This is a genomic window from Nostoc sp. KVJ3, assembly GCF_026127265.1.
Taxonomy (GTDB): domain Bacteria; phylum Cyanobacteriota; class Cyanobacteriia; order Cyanobacteriales; family Nostocaceae; genus Nostoc.
Window position 1 is genome coordinate 3450264 of the sequence record NZ_WWFG01000002.1, and the last position, 21869, is coordinate 3472132.

Annotated in this window: 19 protein-coding genes and 1 pseudogene; 10 read left to right on the forward strand and 10 right to left on the reverse strand. The window is 41.0% G+C overall.

Annotated elements, in window-relative coordinates; translation table 11 throughout:
• Positions 1–74 precede the first annotated feature (74 nt).
• The 3 genes from GTQ43_RS30870 to GTQ43_RS30880 form a co-directional block, all read right to left on the reverse strand.
• Positions 75–632, reverse strand: coding sequence for a YidH family protein (locus GTQ43_RS30870; protein ID WP_265276440.1), 558 nt, complete (start codon positions 630–632; stop codon positions 75–77).
• A 226-nt stretch (positions 633–858) separates the two neighbouring features.
• The gene (locus GTQ43_RS30875; protein ID WP_265276441.1) at positions 859–1521 is read right to left on the reverse strand and encodes a hypothetical protein; all 663 of its coding nucleotides are present in this window, start codon (positions 1519–1521) and stop codon (positions 859–861) included.
• Between the two features lie 79 nt (positions 1522–1600).
• Complete coding sequence (locus GTQ43_RS30880; protein ID WP_265276442.1) at positions 1601–2311, reverse strand: cadmium resistance transporter; 711 nt, start codon at positions 2309–2311, stop codon at positions 1601–1603.
• A 255-nt stretch (positions 2312–2566) separates the two neighbouring features.
• Here GTQ43_RS30880 and GTQ43_RS30885 point away from each other — a divergent pair, with 255 nt between their 5' ends.
• A complete protein-coding gene (locus GTQ43_RS30885; protein ID WP_265276443.1) occupies positions 2567–3532 on the forward strand; it encodes a LysR substrate-binding domain-containing protein in 966 nt (321 codons plus the stop codon).
• 488 nt (positions 3533–4020) lie between these two features.
• Here GTQ43_RS30885 and GTQ43_RS30890 read toward each other — a convergent pair whose 3' ends face one another.
• Positions 4021–4389 carry a pentapeptide repeat-containing protein gene (locus GTQ43_RS30890; RefSeq protein ID WP_265276444.1) on the reverse strand — a complete coding sequence of 123 codons (369 nt, stop codon included), beginning with the start codon at positions 4387–4389 and terminating at the stop codon, positions 4021–4023.
• Between the two features lie 414 nt (positions 4390–4803).
• On the opposite strand from GTQ43_RS30890, the gene GTQ43_RS30895 reads away from it, so the two are divergent.
• The 5 genes from GTQ43_RS30895 to GTQ43_RS30915 all read left to right on the forward strand — a co-directional run bounded on the left by GTQ43_RS30895 (position 4804) and on the right by GTQ43_RS30915 (position 9826).
• A complete protein-coding gene (locus tag GTQ43_RS30895; protein WP_265276445.1) occupies positions 4804–6129 on the forward strand; it encodes an AAA-associated domain-containing protein in 1326 nt (441 codons plus the stop codon).
• Between the two features lie 40 nt (positions 6130–6169).
• The gene (locus GTQ43_RS30900) at positions 6170–7909 is read left to right on the forward strand and encodes an ABC transporter permease (protein ID WP_265276446.1); all 1740 of its coding nucleotides are present in this window, start codon (positions 6170–6172) and stop codon (positions 7907–7909) included.
• Positions 7910–8436: 527 nt separating this feature from the next.
• A complete protein-coding gene (locus GTQ43_RS30905; protein ID WP_265276447.1) occupies positions 8437–8667 on the forward strand; it encodes a hypothetical protein in 231 nt (76 codons plus the stop codon).
• Positions 8668–9136: 469 nt separating this feature from the next.
• On the forward strand, positions 9137–9295 hold the full coding sequence (locus GTQ43_RS30910; protein WP_265276448.1) for a hypothetical protein: 159 nt from the start codon (positions 9137–9139) through the stop codon (positions 9293–9295).
• A 219-nt stretch (positions 9296–9514) separates the two neighbouring features.
• Complete coding sequence (locus GTQ43_RS30915; RefSeq protein ID WP_012408115.1) at positions 9515–9826, forward strand: DUF6679 family protein; 312 nt, start codon at positions 9515–9517, stop codon at positions 9824–9826.
• 45 nt (positions 9827–9871) lie between these two features.
• On the opposite strand, the gene GTQ43_RS30920 is transcribed toward GTQ43_RS30915, so the two are convergent.
• Positions 9872–11542, reverse strand: a complete 1671-nt coding sequence (locus GTQ43_RS30920; RefSeq protein ID WP_265276449.1) for an MBL fold metallo-hydrolase — start codon at positions 11540–11542, stop codon at positions 9872–9874.
• A gap of 776 nt (positions 11543–12318) precedes the next feature.
• Between GTQ43_RS30920 and GTQ43_RS30925 the strand changes: the two genes are divergently transcribed.
• Together GTQ43_RS30925 and GTQ43_RS30930 are read left to right on the forward strand one after the other, a co-directional pair.
• The gene (locus GTQ43_RS30925) at positions 12319–13083 is read left to right on the forward strand and encodes an ABC transporter ATP-binding protein (protein WP_321162524.1); all 765 of its coding nucleotides are present in this window, start codon (positions 12319–12321) and stop codon (positions 13081–13083) included.
• A gap of 998 nt (positions 13084–14081) precedes the next feature.
• Complete coding sequence (locus GTQ43_RS30930; protein WP_265276450.1) at positions 14082–15695, forward strand: choice-of-anchor Q domain-containing protein; 1614 nt, start codon at positions 14082–14084, stop codon at positions 15693–15695.
• A gap of 211 nt (positions 15696–15906) precedes the next feature.
• Here GTQ43_RS30930 and GTQ43_RS30935 read toward each other — a convergent pair whose 3' ends face one another.
• Positions 15907–16437: an orange carotenoid protein N-terminal domain-containing protein gene (locus GTQ43_RS30935; protein WP_265276451.1), complete on the reverse strand. Its 531-nt coding sequence runs from the start codon at positions 16435–16437 to the stop codon at positions 15907–15909.
• A gap of 218 nt (positions 16438–16655) precedes the next feature.
• Here GTQ43_RS30935 and GTQ43_RS30940 point away from each other — a divergent pair, with 218 nt between their 5' ends.
• Entirely contained in the window at positions 16656–17030 is a 375-nt protein-coding gene (locus GTQ43_RS30940) for a hypothetical protein (RefSeq protein ID WP_265276452.1), read from the forward strand.
• 92 nt (positions 17031–17122) lie between these two features.
• Here the strand turns inward: GTQ43_RS30940 and GTQ43_RS30945 are convergent, their stop codons facing one another.
• A complete protein-coding gene (locus GTQ43_RS30945; RefSeq protein ID WP_265276588.1) occupies positions 17123–17758 on the reverse strand; it encodes an HAD-IA family hydrolase in 636 nt (211 codons plus the stop codon).
• Positions 17733–18730: pseudogene (gene queG / locus GTQ43_RS30950) on the reverse strand (tRNA epoxyqueuosine(34) reductase QueG). The gene GTQ43_RS30945 and the pseudogene queG overlap by 26 nt, the downstream one beginning before the upstream one ends.
• A 415-nt stretch (positions 18731–19145) precedes the next feature.
• On the opposite strand from queG, the gene GTQ43_RS30955 reads away from it, so the two are divergent.
• Positions 19146–19580: a ketosteroid isomerase family protein gene (locus GTQ43_RS30955; RefSeq protein WP_265276453.1), complete on the forward strand. Its 435-nt coding sequence runs from the start codon at positions 19146–19148 to the stop codon at positions 19578–19580.
• 82 nt (positions 19581–19662) lie between these two features.
• Here GTQ43_RS30955 and GTQ43_RS30960 read toward each other — a convergent pair whose 3' ends face one another.
• Positions 19663–20088: an ATP-binding protein gene (locus GTQ43_RS30960; RefSeq protein WP_012411419.1), complete on the reverse strand. Its 426-nt coding sequence runs from the start codon at positions 20086–20088 to the stop codon at positions 19663–19665.
• Positions 20089–20091: 3 nt separating this feature from the next.
• Positions 20092–21765: a SpoIIE family protein phosphatase gene (locus tag GTQ43_RS30965; protein WP_265276454.1), complete on the reverse strand. Its 1674-nt coding sequence runs from the start codon at positions 21763–21765 to the stop codon at positions 20092–20094.
• Positions 21766–21869: the final 104 nt, after the last annotated feature.

The window sequence follows — 21869 nt, forward strand, 5'->3', positions numbered from 1 at the left end:
AGACGTAGCACTGCTATGTCTCTACAAGGTTTTTGAATTACACATATTTCGTTTTTGGAGATGTCTATTTACCATCACTCAGGAATCAGTGGACTTGATGGATCTAAAGAAGTTGTAAAAACAAAATAGATTACCCCAGTTCCAAGAATCATCACAGCGAGACTGAAAAGCAATACCCAACGGTCTGTTGGTTCATAAGTATCTTCTTCGATATCACGACGGACAGCGAAATAATGACTGGTTGATAGCCATACCGTAATCAAACCCACTAATGAGAAGACTAAACCTAACTTCCAGCCGTTGCCAGGACGAGGTATTAAAGGTACTTGGAAAGCACGCAAACGGACAATAACGACCCCAAAACCTAAAAGAGCAATTCCTGTTCGCATCCAAGCGAGGTAGGTACGCTCATTTGCTAAGTGATCTCTAACTCTAGACGGATTCAGTCTTCCTGGTTTTCTTTCAGCTTTATCTTCTTCTGTAGGTTTCAATTTTAACTGCATCAATAACACCCTTATCCCAAAAGCGGCTCGTCTTAAAATAATGCGGAGGTAATAGCAAATCTCCTTCCAGATGACTTGCACGAGGCGCAACAGTCGCGCTATTAAAATATACTTTTTGTGATTATACATTTTTTTTCAAAATTTATTTTAATGCAGATATAGAAATAAAACAAGTCTGACCGAGTAATTCGGAATTGATGCTACGAAGCAAGTCTAAGTAATAAGGAGTCATAAAAAAACAGCCAACAATCAGAGAGATTTTTCACCAGTGCAAGTCAGGTTTTTCTCTAATTTTGGCTGTTACTCTGTTGAAATTGAGAACAATCATTCCCAAAATAGACTATGTAGTTCTATCTCAAGCTTGATTGGTAGGCGCATTAGGAACTCGTGTATCAATGAGAGTCTGCGATATATCTGGGATAAACCAGTTAGCCTTATTGCTGTCAACAACTTTCACAGTCGGTACATTCAATTCAATCGCCGCAGTATCTGGATTTGTCTTAATCACTAACTGAGTTCCATCAAGGATTTTGAGAGCAGCTGGCCCTATCAATTCTTCACCTTGACCATTAGGACTAGAGGTAAAATTTGCTACCTTAACATCATTTGCTAGATAGATGCCGTCACAATCCCAGTTGTTTTTAGTAGACTGACCATTAGCTAGAAAATACAAACCGTTGTCGTATACGGCATCTTCATTGTCTTCACTATTTGGTCTTTTGCCGTATACTGCTATGGTATTACCTGTTTGGTTGTCGCATTTACCCCAGTTAATCCCTGTTTCTAAAGCATATTTTTGCAGTGTTAATTCCTCAGTTCTCTTTTGAATTTCTTCTGGTGTAAGACTTTCAACTTGAGTTTCGGCATCTTTTGCCTGAGAGAGTTCGTTAAGTGCTTGAGTGACTTCAATATAATCAGGGTTTTTGCTAAATTTTGGTCTATCAGCAAAAGATGGTTGAGCAAAGGCCAGATTGGCGACAATCATTAAGACAATTAGCAGAGATTTCCAGATTTTCATGTTTCGATTCCTGTTGATGGGTAAGATATTTTGTAGCTTTAAATTCATTTTCGTCAGAAAACTCATCATGCACATCTTTCTAGATACTTAACTTTTCTTGTTCTTGATTCGACGGCTGAGTATTGAAACCTAAAATTAATGAGAATACATAACTAGAAACTACAGATAAAAGAGTCAATGTAACATTTTCTGTAACAATAAATACACCTAATCCAATTAATATACAAGGCACAAAAGTGTTGCCGTTCTCAGTTAAGAAGTTTGCGATCGCAGGTAAGTAGGTTAATTTGTAAGCGGCATAACACCATACACCTACGAGTGTAAAGAATACACTTAGTATAATTAGCAGACTATCTAATTCTGAGTTGGCAAACAGAGGTATGTAGACACTGATATTATCACTACCATTGGCAAAGGCGATCGCAGCTACATTGCAAGTTTGCGGAGAGAGAAAACTGCTAATTATAGAGGGACAAGACGGATCGGTTTCTTCTTCGGCTTCCTCTGGTGAACCCTCTTCGCGTTTTAGTAAACTACTCACACCAATGATTATTGGCATTAAACCAAGTAGTCTAATCCAGTCTTGCGGTATAATCAGTCCACCAAAAAAACCGGGAAGGCTAGCAACGATCAATGCAGCAAAACCAAGATATTGACCAGCAAGGATGTGACGATTGCGGAAGGTTTTACTTATTTGCGAAAACAGCAACGTCAGAACGACAATATCATCGATGTTGGTAGCAGTGAATGCGGTAATCCCTGTGGTAATTGCAGTTACTAAATCGCTCATTTGTGGAAGTCCTTATTTTCATGGGAATTGGGCATGGGGAATTGGGCATTGGGCATTGGGCATTAATTATTTATTTATTCTTTCTCCCCCTGCTCCCTCATCCTCCCCTACTCTTTATTTGGTCGTTTGAGTCCGTGCCGAAGCCTTGATTTATACTTTAAGTGAAACTAACCGATAGAATCAAATGCTTTTGTTTGTCAAAATGATAAATGAAAGTGATTAAAAATTTGACACCAAGTTGTAGGGATACCATAAATGGCAGGAATGACGCTTGAACAGCTAAAAATATTTTTAGCTGTGGCGCAGCACTTACACTTTACTCGTGCAGCAGAGGAGCTTTATATTACACAACCTGCTGTCAGTGCAGCAATCCACAACTTAGAGCAAGAATATGGTGTAAAACTATTCCATCGGATTGGTCGCCATATTGAGATTGCTGAGGCTGGTAAATTATTGCAAGTAGAAGCGCAGAAAATTCTCGACCAAGTTTCCTTGACTGAAAGGGGATTGCGAGAATTGAACAATCTGCAACGGGGTGAGTTGAAATTAGGATCGAGTCTGACAATTGGTAACTATTGGCTACCAAGTAAGATTAGTGAGTTTAAGAGCTTATATCCCGGTATTCAGATTAACTGTAGCCTGGCCAATACAGAAGAAATTTGTCTAGGAACGGCGACAGGACAGTTTGATTTAGGTTTGGTGGAAGGAGATGTAAAGCCAGCGCTCCAGAATACTCTAGACTATGAAATAGTGGGGAGCGATCGCTTGCAAATTGTGGTAGGTCAAAAACACCCTTGGTTTGAATGGGGAGAAATTGACTTAAGCCAATTGACTCAAACCCTTTGGGTGATGCGTGAACCAGGTTCGGGAACCCAGCAAAGGTTTGAGGAAGCTTTACAAAATTGGGGAATCAATCTCAATGAATTAAATGTAATTTTAGTCTTCAATAGTGGAGAGATGACAAAAGCTGCGATCGAAGATGGTGTTGGTGCCATTGGAATTTCTGAGTTGATGGTAAAAAAAGAAATACAATTAGGGACTCTGCGGGCAATTCGAGTGATTGATAATAGAGAAGGCAAGGGTGCGATTGCAGAAATAGTTCGACCTTTTTTCAAGCTCAAGCATCGTCAGCGTTTTCAAACCGCTCTTTCCAAAGTCTTTGAAAAAATGTTGATATCGTCTATATTAGATGGCTCACATCAATATGTATCGGTTATTTAAACTAACCTGAGTTGAACGGCTCATGTAATAACCGCCTAATTAGTTTAATAAAGAAATCTCTCCCTCTAATATCATGTTCGGTTAAATAATTGTCATTGCGAACAAAGTGAAGCAATCCCAAAAGCCTTGCGTTCGCGAAGCGTGTCCGAAGGACTTATGCTTTGTTCCACTTCGTTGCATTCGCAATGACACATAACAAGTGATTTGCCGGACATGATATAAGGTGTACACACAAGTATTGCCGCAGCATATCTTTATTAATAAATCTCGCACTGCGTTTCTACCCCGCCTCGGAATGAATTCCGAGTCTGATAGCTGAAGTCCACTTAAGTGGACTTTTGCTATCAGCCCTGAACTTCAGTTATCGGCGGGAGTCGGTCAGCGTGACAGTTTCACTCTGACAAAAGCGATTTGGATTAAGACTGAGGGGTTAGACCCCCTATCAACTCTCCAGCGCGGGCGTATTTTTACAAAAGTGAGATGCTACCTTACACTTTCTGCATATTTCTACTGATAGGGTCAAAACCTTTAGAAAACCGCGTACTTTCATCGTAGTAAGCGCCAGTCAAATTTGCTCCATACAACTTAGCATAATTAAGCTTGGCTCCCCGGAGATTTGCTTCATTCAGCTTAACACCGCTCAAATTAGCTCTAGTCAAGTTCGCTTTAGCTAAATTAGTTCTACTCAAATCTGCTCCCCAGAGTTTAGCTTTAGCTAAGTTAACTCCACTTAAGTCAGATCCCCATAAATTAATTCCGGGCAAATAGGCTCCAACCAGCTTGTTCCTACTCAAGTTGACGGCTGGAAAATATCTTTCCCCTGCTGCAAAACGCCGTTTTAATTCCTCTATGTTCACGATCTCCACCCAACAAGAATCAAACTTCTATCTCTAAGATACTTTTCAGCAAAATATGCTTCTTCTGTAGCCGCCATCAGACATTTCCAAAAATGAAATATGCGTTATCCCTAAACCTTGTAGAGACTTAGCACTGCTACGTCTCTACATTCTTTTTCACTCCTATGTCTAATATACATACCTGATAGAAAATTTTCTAGCAATTTCTCCCTTTTAATATTTGAGCAGATGTCATTTTTTGCCACAATAAGCAGATTTATTTTATTAACTCTTCTAGCTAAGTTATGACAACACAAGTGCGTAGTTAGGCTACAGTACTGTTCAAATTGTGGAAGAAATTATTTTTAGTCCGCTTTAACTGTAAAATTACCTCAACATGAGATTATATTTAATTATTTACTTACAGAAACAGTTATGGTCTTTAAAACAGCAACCGAACAGCTGATTACCCTAAAAAATGTCAACAAATCTTATCAGCAGCCCAACGGCCAACAGATTGTCATCCTGGAAAATATCAATCTTGAGCTGCGTCCAGGCGAGATTGTTGCATTGCTAGGGCCTTCTGGTTCCGGGAAATCTACTTTAATGCGGATAGTGGCTGGGTTGATTCCCCCCAGTGAAGGCGAAGTCATATATCATAATCGTCCCCTAGTTGGTTTAAATCCTGGGGTAGCAATTGTTTTTCAAAGTTTTGCCCTTTATCCTTGGTTAACTGTACTTGAGAATGTGGAACTAGGTTTAAAAGCAAAAGGAGAAGCGCCAGATCCTCGACGGCAAAAGGCGCTACGGATGATTGATATTATTGGTTTGGACGGGTTTGAAAATGCCTATCCCAAAGAACTTTCTGGGGGAATGCGTCAGCGAGTTGGATTTGCGAGGGCTTTAGCCGTAGAACCAGAACTGTTATGTATGGATGAGCCGTTTTCCGCATTAGATGTACTAACAGCAGAAAACTTGCGGTTTGAGTTATTAGATTTGTGGTTAGAACGTCGCATCCCCACCCAAGCCATTCTCATTGTCACCCACGGGATTGAAGAAGCAGTAATTATGGCGGATCGGATTATTGTTCTGGGGCGCAATCCGGGGAGAATTCGGGCTGACTTATCTGTGACTTTACCCCATTACCGCGATCGCAAACACCCAAGTTTTCAAGCCCTAGTAGATCAAGTTTATACAATCATCACCAATCCCGAATTAGAAAAAATTGCGCTACCAACCACTACCTCTGTAGAACCTACACCCCCACCAGCAAAATATCAGTCTTTACCATCTGTAAGAATTGGTTCTATCGCCGGTCTTTTGGAACTTTTAGAAGATCGTCAGGAAAAAGATTTATATCGGCTTGCTCAAGAATTACAGCTAGAAGTAGATGAGATTTTACCAATTGTGGAAGCTGCTAAATTAATGGATTTTGTAGAACTGGCAGAAGGTGATATCAGCTTGAAACCAGTCGGACAACAGTTTATTAATGGTGGTATTGACGATCGCAAACAAATCATGCGATCGCAACTCTTAGCTAATATTCGCTTGGTACAACAAATTTATCGTCTTCTAGAAGCGAAAAATAATCAACGCATTCCCGAAGAACTGGTTTTAGATATCCTAGAAAGTCACTTTAGTCCACAAGAAGCCGAACGACAATTAAAAACTGTCGTTGATTGGGGTCGTTACGCCGAAATATATGGCTACGATGAGCCATCAGGACAAATCTTTTTAGAGCAAGTTGCTATTAGTAATTAGTCAATTTTCATTAATTATTCTCCCTCATCTCCCCACTCTTATGACCCGACCTCTCACTCCTGCTAATAAAACTCTAGGACGTAGCAATTGGACTTGGCAAGATGGATTACTGATTATGGTAATTTTATCTTTCATTGTGGCAATTATTAGAACTGCTTCTAAATTTAGCGGTACTTTTGAACCTGAACTCACAATTTCTACAAACATCAATGCTTTGCCAGGATATTCAGCCCAAACCTTGATCCGCATGGGACTGGCTTACTTTTTATCTCTAATTTTCACCCTATTGTATGCCTCTGCTGCTCATCGCTCCCGAATTGCAGAGCGGATTTTAATTCCGATGTTGGATATTCTGCAATCGATTCCAGTATTGTCTTTTTTACCAGGTGTGGTACTGGCTTTGATTTCTCTGTTTCCCGGTCAGAGAATTGGTGTAGAACTAGCAGCAATTTTGCTAATTTTTACTGGAATGACCTGGAATATGACATTTAGTTTTTACCAATCTCTCCAAAGTATTCCGCAAGAATTGCTAGAAGCAGCGCGAGTTTATCGGCTTAATCCTTGGCAACGCTTTTGGACATTAGAGTTACCATCTGGTGTAATTGGTTTGGTGTGGAATAGTGTAATGTCGGTAGCTGGAGGTTGGTTTTTCTTAATTGCTATTGAGTCATTTACTTTAGGGAATAAAGATTTTCGTTTACCAGGATTAGGCTCTTTTTTAGGCACAGCAGCTAACAAAGGAGACTTTAAAGCTATATTTTGGGGCTTGGCGGTGCTGATTGGGATCATTGTCGCAACTGATTTTTTTGTGTGGCGGCCCCTGATTGCTTGGGCAGAAAGATTTAAGTTTGAGATGATTGAAACTGAAAATCCCCCCCAATCGTGGGTGTTAGATATTTTCAGGCGATCGCCAACTTTACGCGCAATTAGCGATCGCGTTTTTCAACCACTACAAACAGTCATAGATGACAGTTTAATTCGTTCGTTTCCCGTGCGTTCTGTGCCTGTAAATGCCAAAGGTAGCCTAAATTTACCGAGTTTTATAAATTGGGTATTTGTCAGCGGCTTCGCCTTAATTGTCCTTTGGGGTACTTGGGAAGCCGTGCTACTATTACGAACTTTAAGCTGGGATGATTGGCAACAGGTAATCAAGGGCGCTATGTTAACGGCGTTGCGGGTGATAATTGCTTTGATATTATCACTGTTGTGGACAGTACCTGTAGGAGTAGCCATTGGTCGCAATCGACGGCTAGCTCAAGTATTGCAACCATTAGTCCAAATCGCCGCCTCGGTACCAGCAACAGCCTTATTTCCAGTGCTGCTACTGGGTTTAACCCGCATCGCCGGCGGTTTGCAGATTGGTGCGATCGCTCTGATGATGCTAGGAACAATGTGGTATATCCTGTTTAATGTCATTGCTGGCGCACAGTCAATTCCCTCAGACCTTATCGAAGCTGCTTCAGTATATAAACTGTCAACTTTGCAACGCTGGAAAACTTTAATTTTACCCGCAATCTTTCCCTACCTAATTACAGGAATTATTACCGCCGTAGGCGGTGCTTGGAACGCTAGTATTGTCAGTGAGTACGTTACATTTCAAGGGCGAGTAATTAGTACTTCTGGATTGGGAGCAACAATTTCTCATGCCACAGCCACAGGCAATTTTTCCCTATTATTAGCTTCGACAGTGATCATGTCGCTATTAGTCGTATTGACCAATCGTTTGATTTGGCGACCTCTTTACAATCTAGCTCAAGAGAAATATCAACTATTAGTTTAATAATTTCTTTGCGAGGCTGCGCCGAATTTTTTGCTCTCTTCTTTCTTCTGTCTGTGTTGCGCCAGTTGCTACAAGTTGGGGAACCCACCCAACGCACTGGCTTCTCTACGCCTAGAAGGTAGGCTGTTAACCAATACTTTTCGGTTAAGTCCAAAAACAGGTAGATTGAGAGTTGTCGGCTAGTCAAAAAAACTCGTTCCAAATTCCGTCTAAAAAGCCTGTTCATCGTGGCACTGGTACTCAACGCCACCCACTCAATTTTTCCATTATTAATACTGCTCAATTCTTAACCGAAAAGTATTGAACTCCTGTGGTCTCTCAACATTAATGCTGAACCAGTTGGTATTAAATTTTCACGTATATACCTGGTATTACCATCAAGTTCTGATTTTTTCTAACATTTTTGTGATATGAATCACTGATTACGTGTAATTATAATCACATAATGTTAATGTTCTATATCAATTAGTCGCCCAAGAAAATGTTCCACACTTGAGGTAACAAATTGTTTACCTGTCCTAACCAAGATGATTCGCACAATCATTGAATCTGCTTTCCAAACTGGATATCTTAGTGTTGAATCTGAGGGGTTACTTCATCAAGTAATGGCTACCAAATGTTATCAGTCAGAGGATTTGCCAGCCCTCGCAGCCCTATATGATGCAGTTCGCGCAGGTAAAATTAAACGAGAAGCATCTTCGTCGAACGTGCTTATGGAATTTCCTTTCCCCCATATCCCACATAACAAATCTTGCTGATATAGCAGGAGGCAGAGGTAAAAGTATTACTATTCCTAGCTTTCATGCTTTCAAAATTTCCTAATCTGTTTCAGGAGTACTGAGTAACCCCACAGATAAATCTAAGGGATTTAAGTAAGGAGGTATTAAAGATACGCTACGCATATCGAAATAAATTAAATATTGATTTCTTTTTTACTCAGCACTCGTTACGGGTTAAACGCCCCGCTATTCGCGTACAGCACTCAGCACTGTTTCGGTAAGGCCATACTCCAAAAGAAGCAAAGGAACCGAGGAAAGCTTCGTGTAAGTATTTCTGCTTATTCCCCAATCTCTTGCTTTTTCCTTACCCAATCATCAGGCAAAAAATCTTAAAAATTCAAAACTCTTTAGATGATTGTTGTCGAAAACTATCAAGGTCAGCAAAAGAATGAGTTAAGATCAGATACAAGTGGGTAAAAGTAGAGCCAAATCCCCGGACTTCCCAGTAATGCCAATGAGTAAAAGTAGGCAAATTAAACAACCGCAATCAACGATTGTTTTGGAGTATTATTTATTACATAATGGTAAGAATGACTCATCAGGAAATATGAGCCAGCTTAGGGCAGGTTCCGAATTGTTTGACTTCCATGAAGCAGACATTCCATAGAGCTAGCCGGAAAGAGATTGAGTTCATTGCTAGAGCAACCATTGATTTGTGACCCGATATTTCCCGATATTTTGACAACTACAAGCAAATTTTGGGATTGGGTGATAAAACTGACTTGTTCCCAACGGTGAAATTAACCTCTTAAAGGTGTAATGTAATGGGGTAGAACCCAGATTTTGATAGGTTTAACTACGTTGTTTAAAAAGGCAGAAACAATACATGCTACACCGCAAGATTTATCAACTGTGTTGCGATGGGCGCGAGGTATGTGTTTTCTTGCGGGACCAGCAACGCTGGATTGAACGCGCCCGCATTATCGACATAGAGGGAGATTTAGTGACCCTACGCTATGAAACAGAAGAAGAGGACGAAGTTTGTTCTTGGGAAGAAATGGTTCGCCTCGAGAGCATTGGTGCTGTAACGCAAAAACTGGCTTCAGTACCACGCGGAAATGTGGAACCTCTGATGACTGAAGATTGTCCCGAAGCAGAGCGCATCCATAACCGTTATACTGACTCGAATCCAGAATAATCAGTGCTGAGTGCTAAGTACAAAATCTAACTTGGCACTCAGTATTCATGATTCAGGATTAGATAAACCTTCAAAAGCAGGACAGTAACCTTCAAGAGTTACTTTAAAGTTGTACAACGGGGAAGCTGGGTTCCAACACCTCTGCCCCCTTTGATGTCGGCAAGTACCGCAACAATCTACATCTGTCCATGTGTAGCGATCGCTATTTTGGCTGAGAAGTTCTCGTTGAGACAATCCCCTTAAGACTAATTCTTCCCCTTGCCAACGAGCTTCGATTAAACCAGTATCGGCAAATTGTCGCCAACGCGGATCGGCAGTAATCACATTGGGGAGGGTGATTGTGATTACTGTTCCTAACTCTGTCAATTCGCCTTCATAGTTGGTTTCTGGTGCTGCTGGTTGTAAAAATGTGTCGCCGATGGGCAATTCTACTAAGGTGTTAGCCGCCGGAGAATGGACGTGGTAGCGGTTTTGCAACTCTTCTAAGCTAGTCAGGTCTGCCAAATAAGCAGGTGAACCGTGGACAAAAATGACGTGCTGGGGTCGCAAATTATGAATTAGCTGCGTAGTACCAGGGCCATCACTATGTTGAGCTAAGAGATAGGTTTCGACGGTGGTAGGCGCTAAATATTCTTTGTTAACTTTTATATCAATTTTTTCTGGTAGAAGAATCAGCCAAGGGCCTGTGTCTAGTTGGCAGTGCTTGCCCAAATCATCTGTAGAGTCAGTGAGAACAATACAAGGTGACTTACCCACAGTGGGACGATGTTCTGCTTGTAAACGACGCACACGGGGACGCACCCGTTCATCCCAAAATAAGGGTTGATGGCGGGCAAAGTTCTGTACAGATGGGGGGAGATGGGGTAGCAGTTCTAAATATGCATCACAACCAGTAGCAACAGCACCATCTACCCAGATATCTAAATCTCGTCCGGTGAAATGGTGATGAGATCGTAATAGCATTAGCATTTCTTGACCCAATCCTAAAGCAGGGGTGGGAAGGATTACAGAACAATGGTCAGCGATCGCCCGATTAATTCGTTCTGCTAATTGATTTTCTTGGTTGCGACGGTGAGGATGACGGGATGTACCATAACTGCCTTCAATGATTAGCACATCCAAGTCTAAGCCCCGCAGTTCTTCTAAACGCAAACCTTCTACTAAGCGGGAGTTTGATAAGAAAAAATCCCCTGTATACAGTAGTTTGTAAGTCCGCTGCTTGGTAGTGTAAGTAAGGAGAATTGCTACCGCCCCAGGTAGATGCCCTGCGGGAAATAATTCTGCTACTAAACCATCTTGGAATTCCACAGGCGATCGCAATGGCAAAGCATGACAAAATTTAGAAATTTCCTCAGCATCTTCGTTTAACCAATTCAGTGGTAGTAACTTGCTGGTTACTTCACTACCATAAATAGGTAACTTGGGAAAAGCTTTATGGAGTGCTAGTAAACCTCTGGCGTGATCTGGGTGGGCGTGACTAATTAAAACCAAATCTGCTGGTAGGGGCAAACTAGATCCACGTTCCGACTTAGTAAGCCCCTGAGCCAGCGATGAAATATCCTCCATACCACAGTCCAACAGGATGCGGTGTGGCCCCATCTTCACCAATAAACACACGCCCTCATCTTCATGCTGGACACTGTAGGGCAAACATTCTAATTCAGTACCCGCTTCCGCAGCATCTACGCTAGAAGATGCCGACAGATTATCCCTCATGCTGTCCTCCCCTCGAACCTCATCATCATGGACATATCTCAAAAGCCAAAAGTTACACAAATTTTGGTTTTGTGACTTAGGGGTAAGTTTTATTGTGCGCCCCTACACCCTGAGAATACAGATTTTTGATTAGGGAGGACGCTTCCACTGAACCCGCACTGGTTCGGAAAGGTGGGCTAACGAGAAGCCATTAAACTAGGAGCTAAAGGAGTTTGCCTCTTGTGTATTTCCCTTTGCAAGTTATGAACGCTTTTAGCCAACTCACCCTACGGAAAGTTGCCCAAGCGTCTACAGATTTATCTCAATGTGCAGAGCCATTGCCGTGATAGTTATCGGAATCATAGAATCCATTTTTCGTACCAAAAAACAAGCACGAAAGTGTAAATATAACTGTCAACCCAGCTAGAATCAGCTTTACATCCATTTGTTTGCTGCCCCTTACTCAAGACTTTCTTATATTAATTTAGTGCTTCCGCAATCAAACGTAATCGCTAGAAAATCTTTACTATGCTTATGTGGATTGGACAATAAGTAAATTTACCACAATCAGTCAGATTGTAGAACCTTTCGGTCAACCTGTCCATCCATCTAAATGTAAAGCAATGTAACATAGGAGCAATTCTCTACAGCCCGTAAAAATCCTTGGTAAGTAGTGGGACAAAAATATTTACAGTCACTTGCGAGAGTTCGCGTTAGCGTCTCGTTGGTTGGCAAAGCCTCGATAGATTCCTACCCCACAATCATCATCCTTTTATTCAACAATACCTAAAATCCTTATGGCAAATACTATTTCAATTACCGATTCTCTAATTCCCAATCCCTTGCCGAAATCAACAATTATTCGTTTAGAGAATATCTTTAAAATATATGGTAGTGGCGAAACTGAAGTCAAAGCACTCAACGATGTGAATTTGACTATCTACCAGGGCGAATATTGTTCAATTATGGGGCCTTCTGGTTCAGGTAAATCCACCGCCATGAATATTATCGGCTGTCTAGACCGACCCACAGGCGGACATTATTACTTAGATAATATTGATGTGGCACAGATGGACGATCGCTCCTTAGCGCACATTCGTAACAAAAAGCTGGGGTTTGTCTTCCAACAATTCCATTTATTGCCCCAACTCACAGCGCTAGAAAATGTCATACTACCAATGTTGTATGCTGGTGTGAATCCCAAAGAAAGAAGCGATCGCGCCACAGTTGCATTGACCAGAGTCGGTTTAGCAAATCGCCTCAACAACAAACCAACTCAACTATCTGGTGGACAACAACAAAGAGTAGCGATCGCCCGCGCGATCGTCAATCGTCCCGTAGTCCTCCTAGCCGATGAACCCACAGGCGCACTTGATTCGCGCACAACTCAAGAAGTCTTAGATATTTTTGGCGAACTCAATGCCAGTGGAATCACCGTTGTTATGGTAACTCATGAACCAGAAGTTGCTCGACAAACTCAACGCATCGTTTGGTTCCGTGATGGTCAAGTGGTACACTATAACCTCACCCCAGACGACTTGAGTCAGCTTGCTGTGTCATGACTTATTAAAGTCCACATTCTAATTTATTGAAAAATAAAGCGTTGCTGAATCGAGGTATGAACTTGAATGTAGAGACGTAAAATTTTACGTCTCCACAAGTATTTTTCACCGCAATGCACAATCGTTTTCATCCCGCAATCAGCAACGCCAAAAATAAAAACATGGGATGTACCCTCCACATTTGCTCAATGCTTAGAGGAACTTTATCAAATCCTCGCACAAATCGCTCTCTATTCTTAGAAATTAACAAGACTACACTATGACACTTCCATAATTTTTTGATCTTGTTGTAAAAAATCTGACTACATTCAGGATATACACTGATATCAAGTGCGATTTCTAAAGGTTACTTTTAACTAAGTTCATAAGGCTTAGTTACACCCCATAAAATAGGTTTGACTAAGTTGTTACATTAGTCTCCTTAAGTTAATAGGTCAATCAACTAAAGTTTCAACAAATTGAACTTTGACCACTGTAACTTTAAATCCCTAGTTATTACCCAAGGGTGCATTTTACCATACCAATTTGGCAACCTCCTAACCTAAAACAAAGGACAAAGTTTAGAGGAATTAGCATACAAAATACGATCGCTGTATCGAATATAGCAGATGCTAAAGCTAGCTCACAAAGGCAGCTATCCCCACTGCTTTCGACTTCAATTCTGGCAATCACAGGATGCGTAACAACAAGCTCAGGGAAGACAAGAAACGTCTCTGGCTTTACGTACTAATCGTCCGATCACACTCAACAAAACCCGGACGTTCGATGGCATCAATACCCCTGCTTTAACCATCAACGGTTGACAGGAGAAAAAATTTTCAGTTTCACGATTTCACAACAGTGTTTCTACAATCGGCGCAATTTAAAGTTGCGCTCGGACAATTGTGCGTGTCTTGAACAGTCCAGATCAATGACCGATTCAAATAGCTACTTAGTAACTTTCTTTAGTTGCTAAGAGTGTACTACCAATTCCCTTTACATTCATTCGGAGTAAACAAATGGCTGGCACAACATATTACATTTCTGGAACAGGCAATGATAATCATAATGGTTTGACTCCAGCAACTGCCTTCCGCACAATAGCTAAAGCCGTTTATCTTCCCCAATTCAAAGCAGGTGACACAATCCTTATTATGAATGGGACTTACGATAAAGTCGGCATGATATTTAATAAAAATGGCTCACCAAACAACTGGACAACAATAAAAGCTTATCCAGGATCTACGCCTAAGATAATAACACCTGGAGGTGGCATCAATATATTTAGTTCATCCTACGTAAGGATTGAAGGACTTGATATAGAAGGAGGTCGGGAAAATATAACTTTAGACTATGCCTTACAACAGAAGGATAATCTTAACAATCCCTTGACCAATGCCAGTGGAATTAGTATAAAACCTTGGAAAGATGCTACCGGTGTTGGTGGTACTAACCCTCATCACATTGTTATCACTGGTAACACAATCAAAAACTTCCCCGGTGGAGGCTTGGGAGCTAGTGATTCAGACTACATCACATTTGAAAAAAATATTGTGTCTGGAAACGCTTGGTATTCTCCTTACGGAACTCAAGGAATGGGCTTTCTCCGCAGTTTTAATTTTGATAACAACACTACTAACTACAGGCTGATTATTCGAGATAATGTTGTCTACGATAATCAAAGTCTGGTTCCTTGGTACGTAGTAGGCAAAATCACTGAAGGTAACGGGATTATGCTTGATACTGTACAACAGGCTCAAGGTGGTGTGCCCTATACTGGTAAGATTTTAATTGCCAATAACATATCTTACAATAATGGTGCCGCTGGCATTGAAGTTTTCAAAGCTTTAAATGTAGATGTTGTCAACAACACGCTTTATAAAAACACTCGTGTTCTCAAAGATTCTGGAGAGATTAGTGTTGGTTACTCAACAAATACACATGTCTTAAATAATATCTTGTATGCTAGTGACAATCAAAATGCCAATGTCATCAAATACTCTACAAATGTAACTTTTGATCGCAACCTTGTTTATAACTATTCTCAATTTCAGGCTTCAGATATTTTAAAGACGACAGGGTTGCAGAATATTTTGGGTAAAGATCCGCAATTTGTGAATGCAGCCAATAATAATTTTGCGCTCAAACCTGGAAGTCCTGCCATCAATGTTGGTTCCAATGCCTTCAATAGCATAACTGGTGATGGTACTGGCATCGCAGCGGTTGATCTTGGTGCATATCTTCATGTTGGTGCATACCAAGTTCCTACCCCACAAATTCAAGCCCTCAATGGCACAGTTGAGATTGCAGATGTCAGTACTACTGGGATTAACTTTGGTGACACCATTGTTGGGAACACCCTAATAAGCAAAGCCTTTACCATCGACAACACCAGTACACCTGCACTCAACCTGAGTAATGTTCAACATCTCAACGAATTTAGTTTGGTCAGTACTCTTCCGACGAGTCCCATATTGCTCACAAGTTCCGCGGTTGTACTCCTCATCATCCTTACCCAGAATATATTTCGGGCATTTTTGAAAGTTTCTTTTTCGATGCAGGGTGAAAAACCGGAATCTAGATTTCAGAAGGCTTTGAGAATTTTGCTGAAAAATCAGAAGAAAGCACGTTGATATTGGGATAAATGCGGAAATATTGAAACCTCTTCCGGTTTTACTAGGTAAAACCGTCCCTTTCCGATTCGGAGAGGGATAGCCTTGAACTTACAGCTATTTACCTGAAAATAGCTGTAAGTTCAATGCAGGAAGAGGTTTGTTGAATTCACGTTGGATTAATAGAATCCAGACAGAAAAGGCGATTCCCAATCCAAAATGGTATAACTTTTCACAAACTTGGCGTTTTACCAGTTTCGGCTTGCGTGGCGATCGCCTTGACATCGGTATAACCCATTTCACCAGCTATAGTCCGAAACACTGAAATTTGCTCCTCAAAAGCTAGTCCTTCAATTTGGGAAACCAGATCGTTAATTGCCTTACTTGGTTGGTAACTAGCTGGTAAACCAACCACCTGATTCCCCATAGCTACTGCCCAAGCATACCAAACTAACAACTGGTTGTTTTCCTTGATCGCCCCATAAGCACGAGAATATTCTGTATCTTTGCGGTTAACAATATCCCGCATAATATCTAGTTGTTGCTCATCTGATAATTCAAAATACTCTCCTAGCAGAAGTGGTGCTAATTCTGGTTCCGCCGCAGCAGGAGCAGCTGGCGTAATTGAATCACCCATTTTTTTATAAACTAAATAGAACCAAGCTAATTTAGCATCGGTATCTAAAGCATTAAATGCGTCCACCAATTTTTGAGTTTCATTGCTCTGGGCTTGAGAAATAGTTTTGTCGTAACTTGCAGTCATAATTTTGTCTCCAAGGAAATTTAACACGCCAAACTAAGTGTTACCAGAGTTTGATTGTCAGACTCTAGTACCGATAGAAGGAGTTAAATTAATAATAAATTGCAGCTTTTATCTACCTTTTAATAGAGATAAAAGTCTCTCCCAAGGAAGCAATAAAGCAATGTATAAACTTGTTAAGATTGCCCTAGCAATAAGAATTTACCTTAAGGTTTTTAATTATGCCTGATGAAATAAAGCCCAATTTAAATGAAGCTCCCACTCATGATGCCCAATTAGCTGCCGAAAGCATAGCTAGTGGTGAAGAAGAAGCACCGAAGGTCAATTTTGATTCTGATTATGCAGCGGCACAGCAATTCAGCGTTAGTGAAGTCGATCGCACCGGTGAAGGCGCAGCAGCAGCTAAAGAAGCCACAGCCCCTAAATATAAAGCCTCTACACCAGCAGAGACAAAAACTCAAGCGCAGTCAACTGGTAATCCCGACGATTATATTGAGTTAGCAAAGGAAGTTGGTAATTCTCGGACTGAGGGTGTAACAAATGTCAGTGACGAGTTATTACAACAAGCTTTAGAAAAGGGTCAACCGAAAAAGTAACTTTTCCTAACCCAACATTTAAACATCTAGTGAAAAAAATGTAGAGACGTAGCACTGCTACGCCTCTACGATGATTATGCATAACGCATTAACTAACAACCATTCATCACTTCTAGCAGTTCACTTGGTTGCTGAATTAAATAATCGGGATTTTGTTTGGCTAGCGCTTCCGGTGAGTTAAAGCCCCAAGTTACTGCAATCACTTGGATGTTGGCTTTCTTTGATGCTTCTATATCTCTGGTTTCATCTCCGACATAAATAACTTCTTGGGGTTGGAGTTGCTTTTGCCTCAATACATTATTGATGATGGTTGTTTTGCCAAAAATTGTAATTCCTGAGTAAATGAAATCAAATAAGTGATTTAGATCGTTAATTGTCAGGAATTGCGTAACATTTTCTTTGGAATTAGAAGTGATAATACCCAGTTTATATCCTTGATTTTGCAGTTCTATCAATGCTTCTTTAATTCCCGGAATTGGTTTTAATTCTGGGATTTTATCTTTTAATTCTCCTTTAACTTTTTTAACAAGAAAAGGTATTTTAAATAGAGAAACTCCTGAGTATTTAATAATTTCCCTAGATGTTAAGTTTTTAAGGAGGGCTAATTGCTCTGGACTTATGTGCCTATAGCCAAAGTCTACAGCTAGACGATTGGCAATACTTACAAGGGCATCTACTGTATCAGCAATTGTGCCATCAAAATCAAAAATAATTACTTTCGGGGTCATTCTTTGCCTGGATGCGTCAAGATTAGCTAGGGCGTTGCGTCGTAACATTTCTGGCTTAATCCGCCGCAAGGCAGATGCTGGAAATCGTTTATCCCACTCCTGATCTGAGATTTGGGCTAATTCTAGCAGCTTGGGAGCAATATTCCCAGGATAAGGGCCAAACTCTGCAATATCAGTTGTTTGAGCAAAGCGTTGATTCCAAGGACAAACATCTTGGCAAATATCGCAACCAGCAACCCACCCATTTAAATGGGGTGCTATTGTCTCTGGCAGCTTGTCGTCCCGATTTTCAATTGTATGATAAGCAATACAGCGATTAGCATCCACAACAAAAGGCTGAGTAATTGCACCTGTAGGACAAGCCTGAAGACAACGAGTACAGCTACCGCAGTGTTCTGTGTGCGGGCGATCGCTCTCTAGCTCCAAATTGGTCAACATTTCTCCCAAAAATACCCAAGAGCCATATTCCCGTGTAATTACATTACCATTCTTGGCAATCCAACCAATTCCGGTAAGTTGAGCCAACACTTTATCTTGTACTGGGCCAGTGTCTGCATAATAACGAACTCTTACACTTTCATCCAGTGATTCTAGCCATGTAGATAGCTGCTTCAGTTTTTTATGCATTACCTTGTGATAATCCCTTCCCCAAGCATAACGGGAAATTTTGGCGTATTCTTTGCCTTCTCCTGGCACAGAAGAGACGCGAACGGGACGCTGATGTGGTGTGTAGTAATTGAGCGCCACACACACAAGCGATCGCACTTCTGGCATCACTAAGCGGATATCCTGACGTTTTGGGTTAGTCATCCATTTCATATCGGCGTGATAACCCATTTCAATCCATGTTTGTAGCCTCTGCCCTTCTGTAGCATCTATCCTATCTACAGCAGCAATTCCAACTTTGTGAAAGCCCAACTCGCTGGCTTTTTGTTTCACCACACTGCTGTTTGTTATGGAATACTGATTCATTTTTTTATCTGGATTTTGCCTAAACAAAGGCAAGTAAATTCTACATTATGTAGGCAATACCTTTAATTAATATTTGTTGCTTACTCTACGCTACAACTGGAGTCAATACTGTTCAGTTAAGGCAAGAGACGCGATAAATCGCCGTCTTTACAATAATCAGTCCTTTGTCCTGACGGCGATTTATCGAGTCTTTGATATCTATTAGTTTCATCAAATAACCTTAACCAAGTCGTATTGGGGATGGGGCTCTTATTGATTGCAACACCAATGTAGAAAGACATATTGGAATGCAACATTTCTACTTCCATCGTGAGGAAGATTTGTATGGATGTGACAATCTATCTCAAAAGCAGCTTTCTTTTTACATATTTTTGGATTGAAATGAATATTCAGCTAGGATAATCCGGGTAATTTTATGACATCTGCTGAATTTATATCACCAGCGCAGTTGCAAGAAGAATTTCAGATTGAAGGAATTACAGAAACAAGCGTACTACATTATTTTGAAACCTTGAATGCAGGAGAATTTGAGGCAACTGCTGCCTTATTTACGGTTGATGGTGTGATGCATCCGCCATTTGAATCTGATATTGTGGGGAAAGATGCGATCGCAGCCTACTTAAAACAAGAAGGCCAAAACCTTAAAGCTTACCCCAACACAGGAATAACCGAGACTTTAGAAACCGGTGAGATGCAAATTCAGGTGACAGGCAAAGCTCAAACTTCGTGGTGTAGTGTCAATGTCTTGTGGCTATTTATCCTCAACCAACAACGGCAAATTTTCTATACTCGAATCAAACTTTTAGCTTCTCCCCAAGAGTTGCTTTCTTTACGTCGTGAAAAGGAGTAAATAACTTATAATATCTGAGGAAATATCTGATATTAACCAAAACACAACTTAGGCATAAAAAATTCCTATAAATAACTTTTGTCTATTTGACTAATTCAGGTAAAGTAGCTTGTAACTTGAGACAGTTTGCACCATCAATCTGCAATTCATAATCTACTTTATCCATCAGACGATTCATAATCAGCCAACCATAACCACCTTCTTGTTTTTCCAGAGGGTTTGGAGCGTAGTAGTTAGACATATCAAAGCCTTCGCCATAGTCCCAAACTTCTAGGGCAAGATCCCGATCTTTCACTTCCAAACGCAGTAAAATCGGTAAATTTGGTTTGTCCTTGTGGGCGTGACGGACTGCATTTGAGTAAGCTTCCACCAAAGCCAGTCTCAAACGACTTGATTGGCGTGACCAGTCTACAGATTCTCCTAGCTGAATTTTCAAACATCCCAGCAACCAGTTTTCAACAATATTCAGAAAATTCAAGTCACTTGGTACATGAAGCTCACTTTTCATCACTTACAAAATCTCCAGTGAAAGTATAGTTTGATCGTCTTCTTGAACGTGGTTATCTGCCTGGATACGAGCTAGTAAATGGTTGAGAGAAAGCGGTTGTTCCTCTTGTTGCAAGAGTTGCCAAAGACCATCTTGGTTCAGCATAGAACGGTTAACTGCCTCAACATCAGACCCGTTTTTGATTGTTAAATCAGAATCATTTGAGATCGTTGCTTCTGTAATCCCATCACTGGCTAGTAACAATGTGTCTCCAGTCGCGAGAACCAAGCGCCCAGACTGTGCTTGCCACTTGGGTAAGATTCCTAAAGGAACGCTGCGGACTTTCAGGTAATTAGGATTGTCGGTTAAAACATCTTGGCGTGACCATAACAGTGGATAGATATGACCGGCATTAGTGTAAACGAGTTCCTTACTACTAGGGGTATAACAAGCTAACACAAGAGTGATGAAATAATTGTTGCTAATCAAATCTTCACTTAAAGCGTGATTGAGGTTCTGCATGACCACATTCGGCTCGGCTGGTGTTTCTTGAGATAATTCGCGGCGCAAAACTGAAATAATACTAGCCATAAATAAAGCCGCTGGGACACCCTTACCAGAGACATCACCCACTGCTAACCACAAGTCGCCTTTGGGATGAACAAATACTTCAAAAAAATCGCCTCCTACTTCCCGCGCTGGATAGCAACAGGCTTGGATTTTCACACCTTTGATGTCAGGTAAACTTTGGCGTAGTAGGTTGTATTGAATTTGCCGAGCCACCTCTAACTCATTATGAATCTGCTGTTGCTTTTCCTGGAGGCGTTGGTAGAGTTTTGCTTGCGAGAGAGCTAAGGCTGCTTGTTCGGCAACACCTGCAATTAGTTGGATATCTTCGTCTTGCCAGGGGCGATCGCGTCCCCATTGGTGCAGGGCCAGCACAGCCAACAAATGCTGTTGGTAGCTAAGTGGCACAACCAAATGGTGACAGGGGTTGCCCTCGTATATTTCTTGAGCAAGTTGATAATGACGGGTTTCCAGCACTTTTTCAATTAAAACACTGGGGTCGAAGAAGCAATCTGATACATTGGATTTAGGATCGTGATATAAAAACTGGTCTTGGATGAGGCGATCGCCCTCTACTGGTCTGAGCAAGCAACTGGTAGCATCAAATGTTTGTCCAATGGTTGCTACAATCTTTTGCAGCATACTATCGTAGTCTAGAGACTCCCGAATTGCTGTTGTAACGGCATTAAACAAAGATTCTCGCTGTAGGGCCCGACGCAACTCTTGGGTGCGCTTCTTAACTACGCGATATGTATCAGTGGCTTGCTCAACTAATGCCCTGAGTTTATCTGGATTCCAGGGTTTGGTAATGTACTTGAATACCTGACCGGAGTTAATGGCATCCACTAAATCTTCGACATCAGTAAAACCAGTTAACAAAATCCGAATCGTGTCTGGAAAGCGCTCTACAGTGTGACTAAAAAATTCAGTGCCATTCATTTCTGGCATTCTCTGGTCAGAAATAATCACCGCCATTTCGCCAAATTGATCTAAGATTTCCAGAGCGCCAAAGGCATGATTGGCTTTATATACTTGAAAATCTCGCCTAAAAGTGCGGTAGAGTAAATCTAAATTATCTGGCTCATCGTCTACTACCATGAGCTTGAGTTTGTCCACCCCTGTTTCAGCCATATTTGACTTTAGTTTTCAGATATTTGAATAGGGAGAGTGTGTGATGTTTATCCCCCTGATAAACAACAGAAAATCAGAAAAGTCATTTACTTTGAAAATATCAC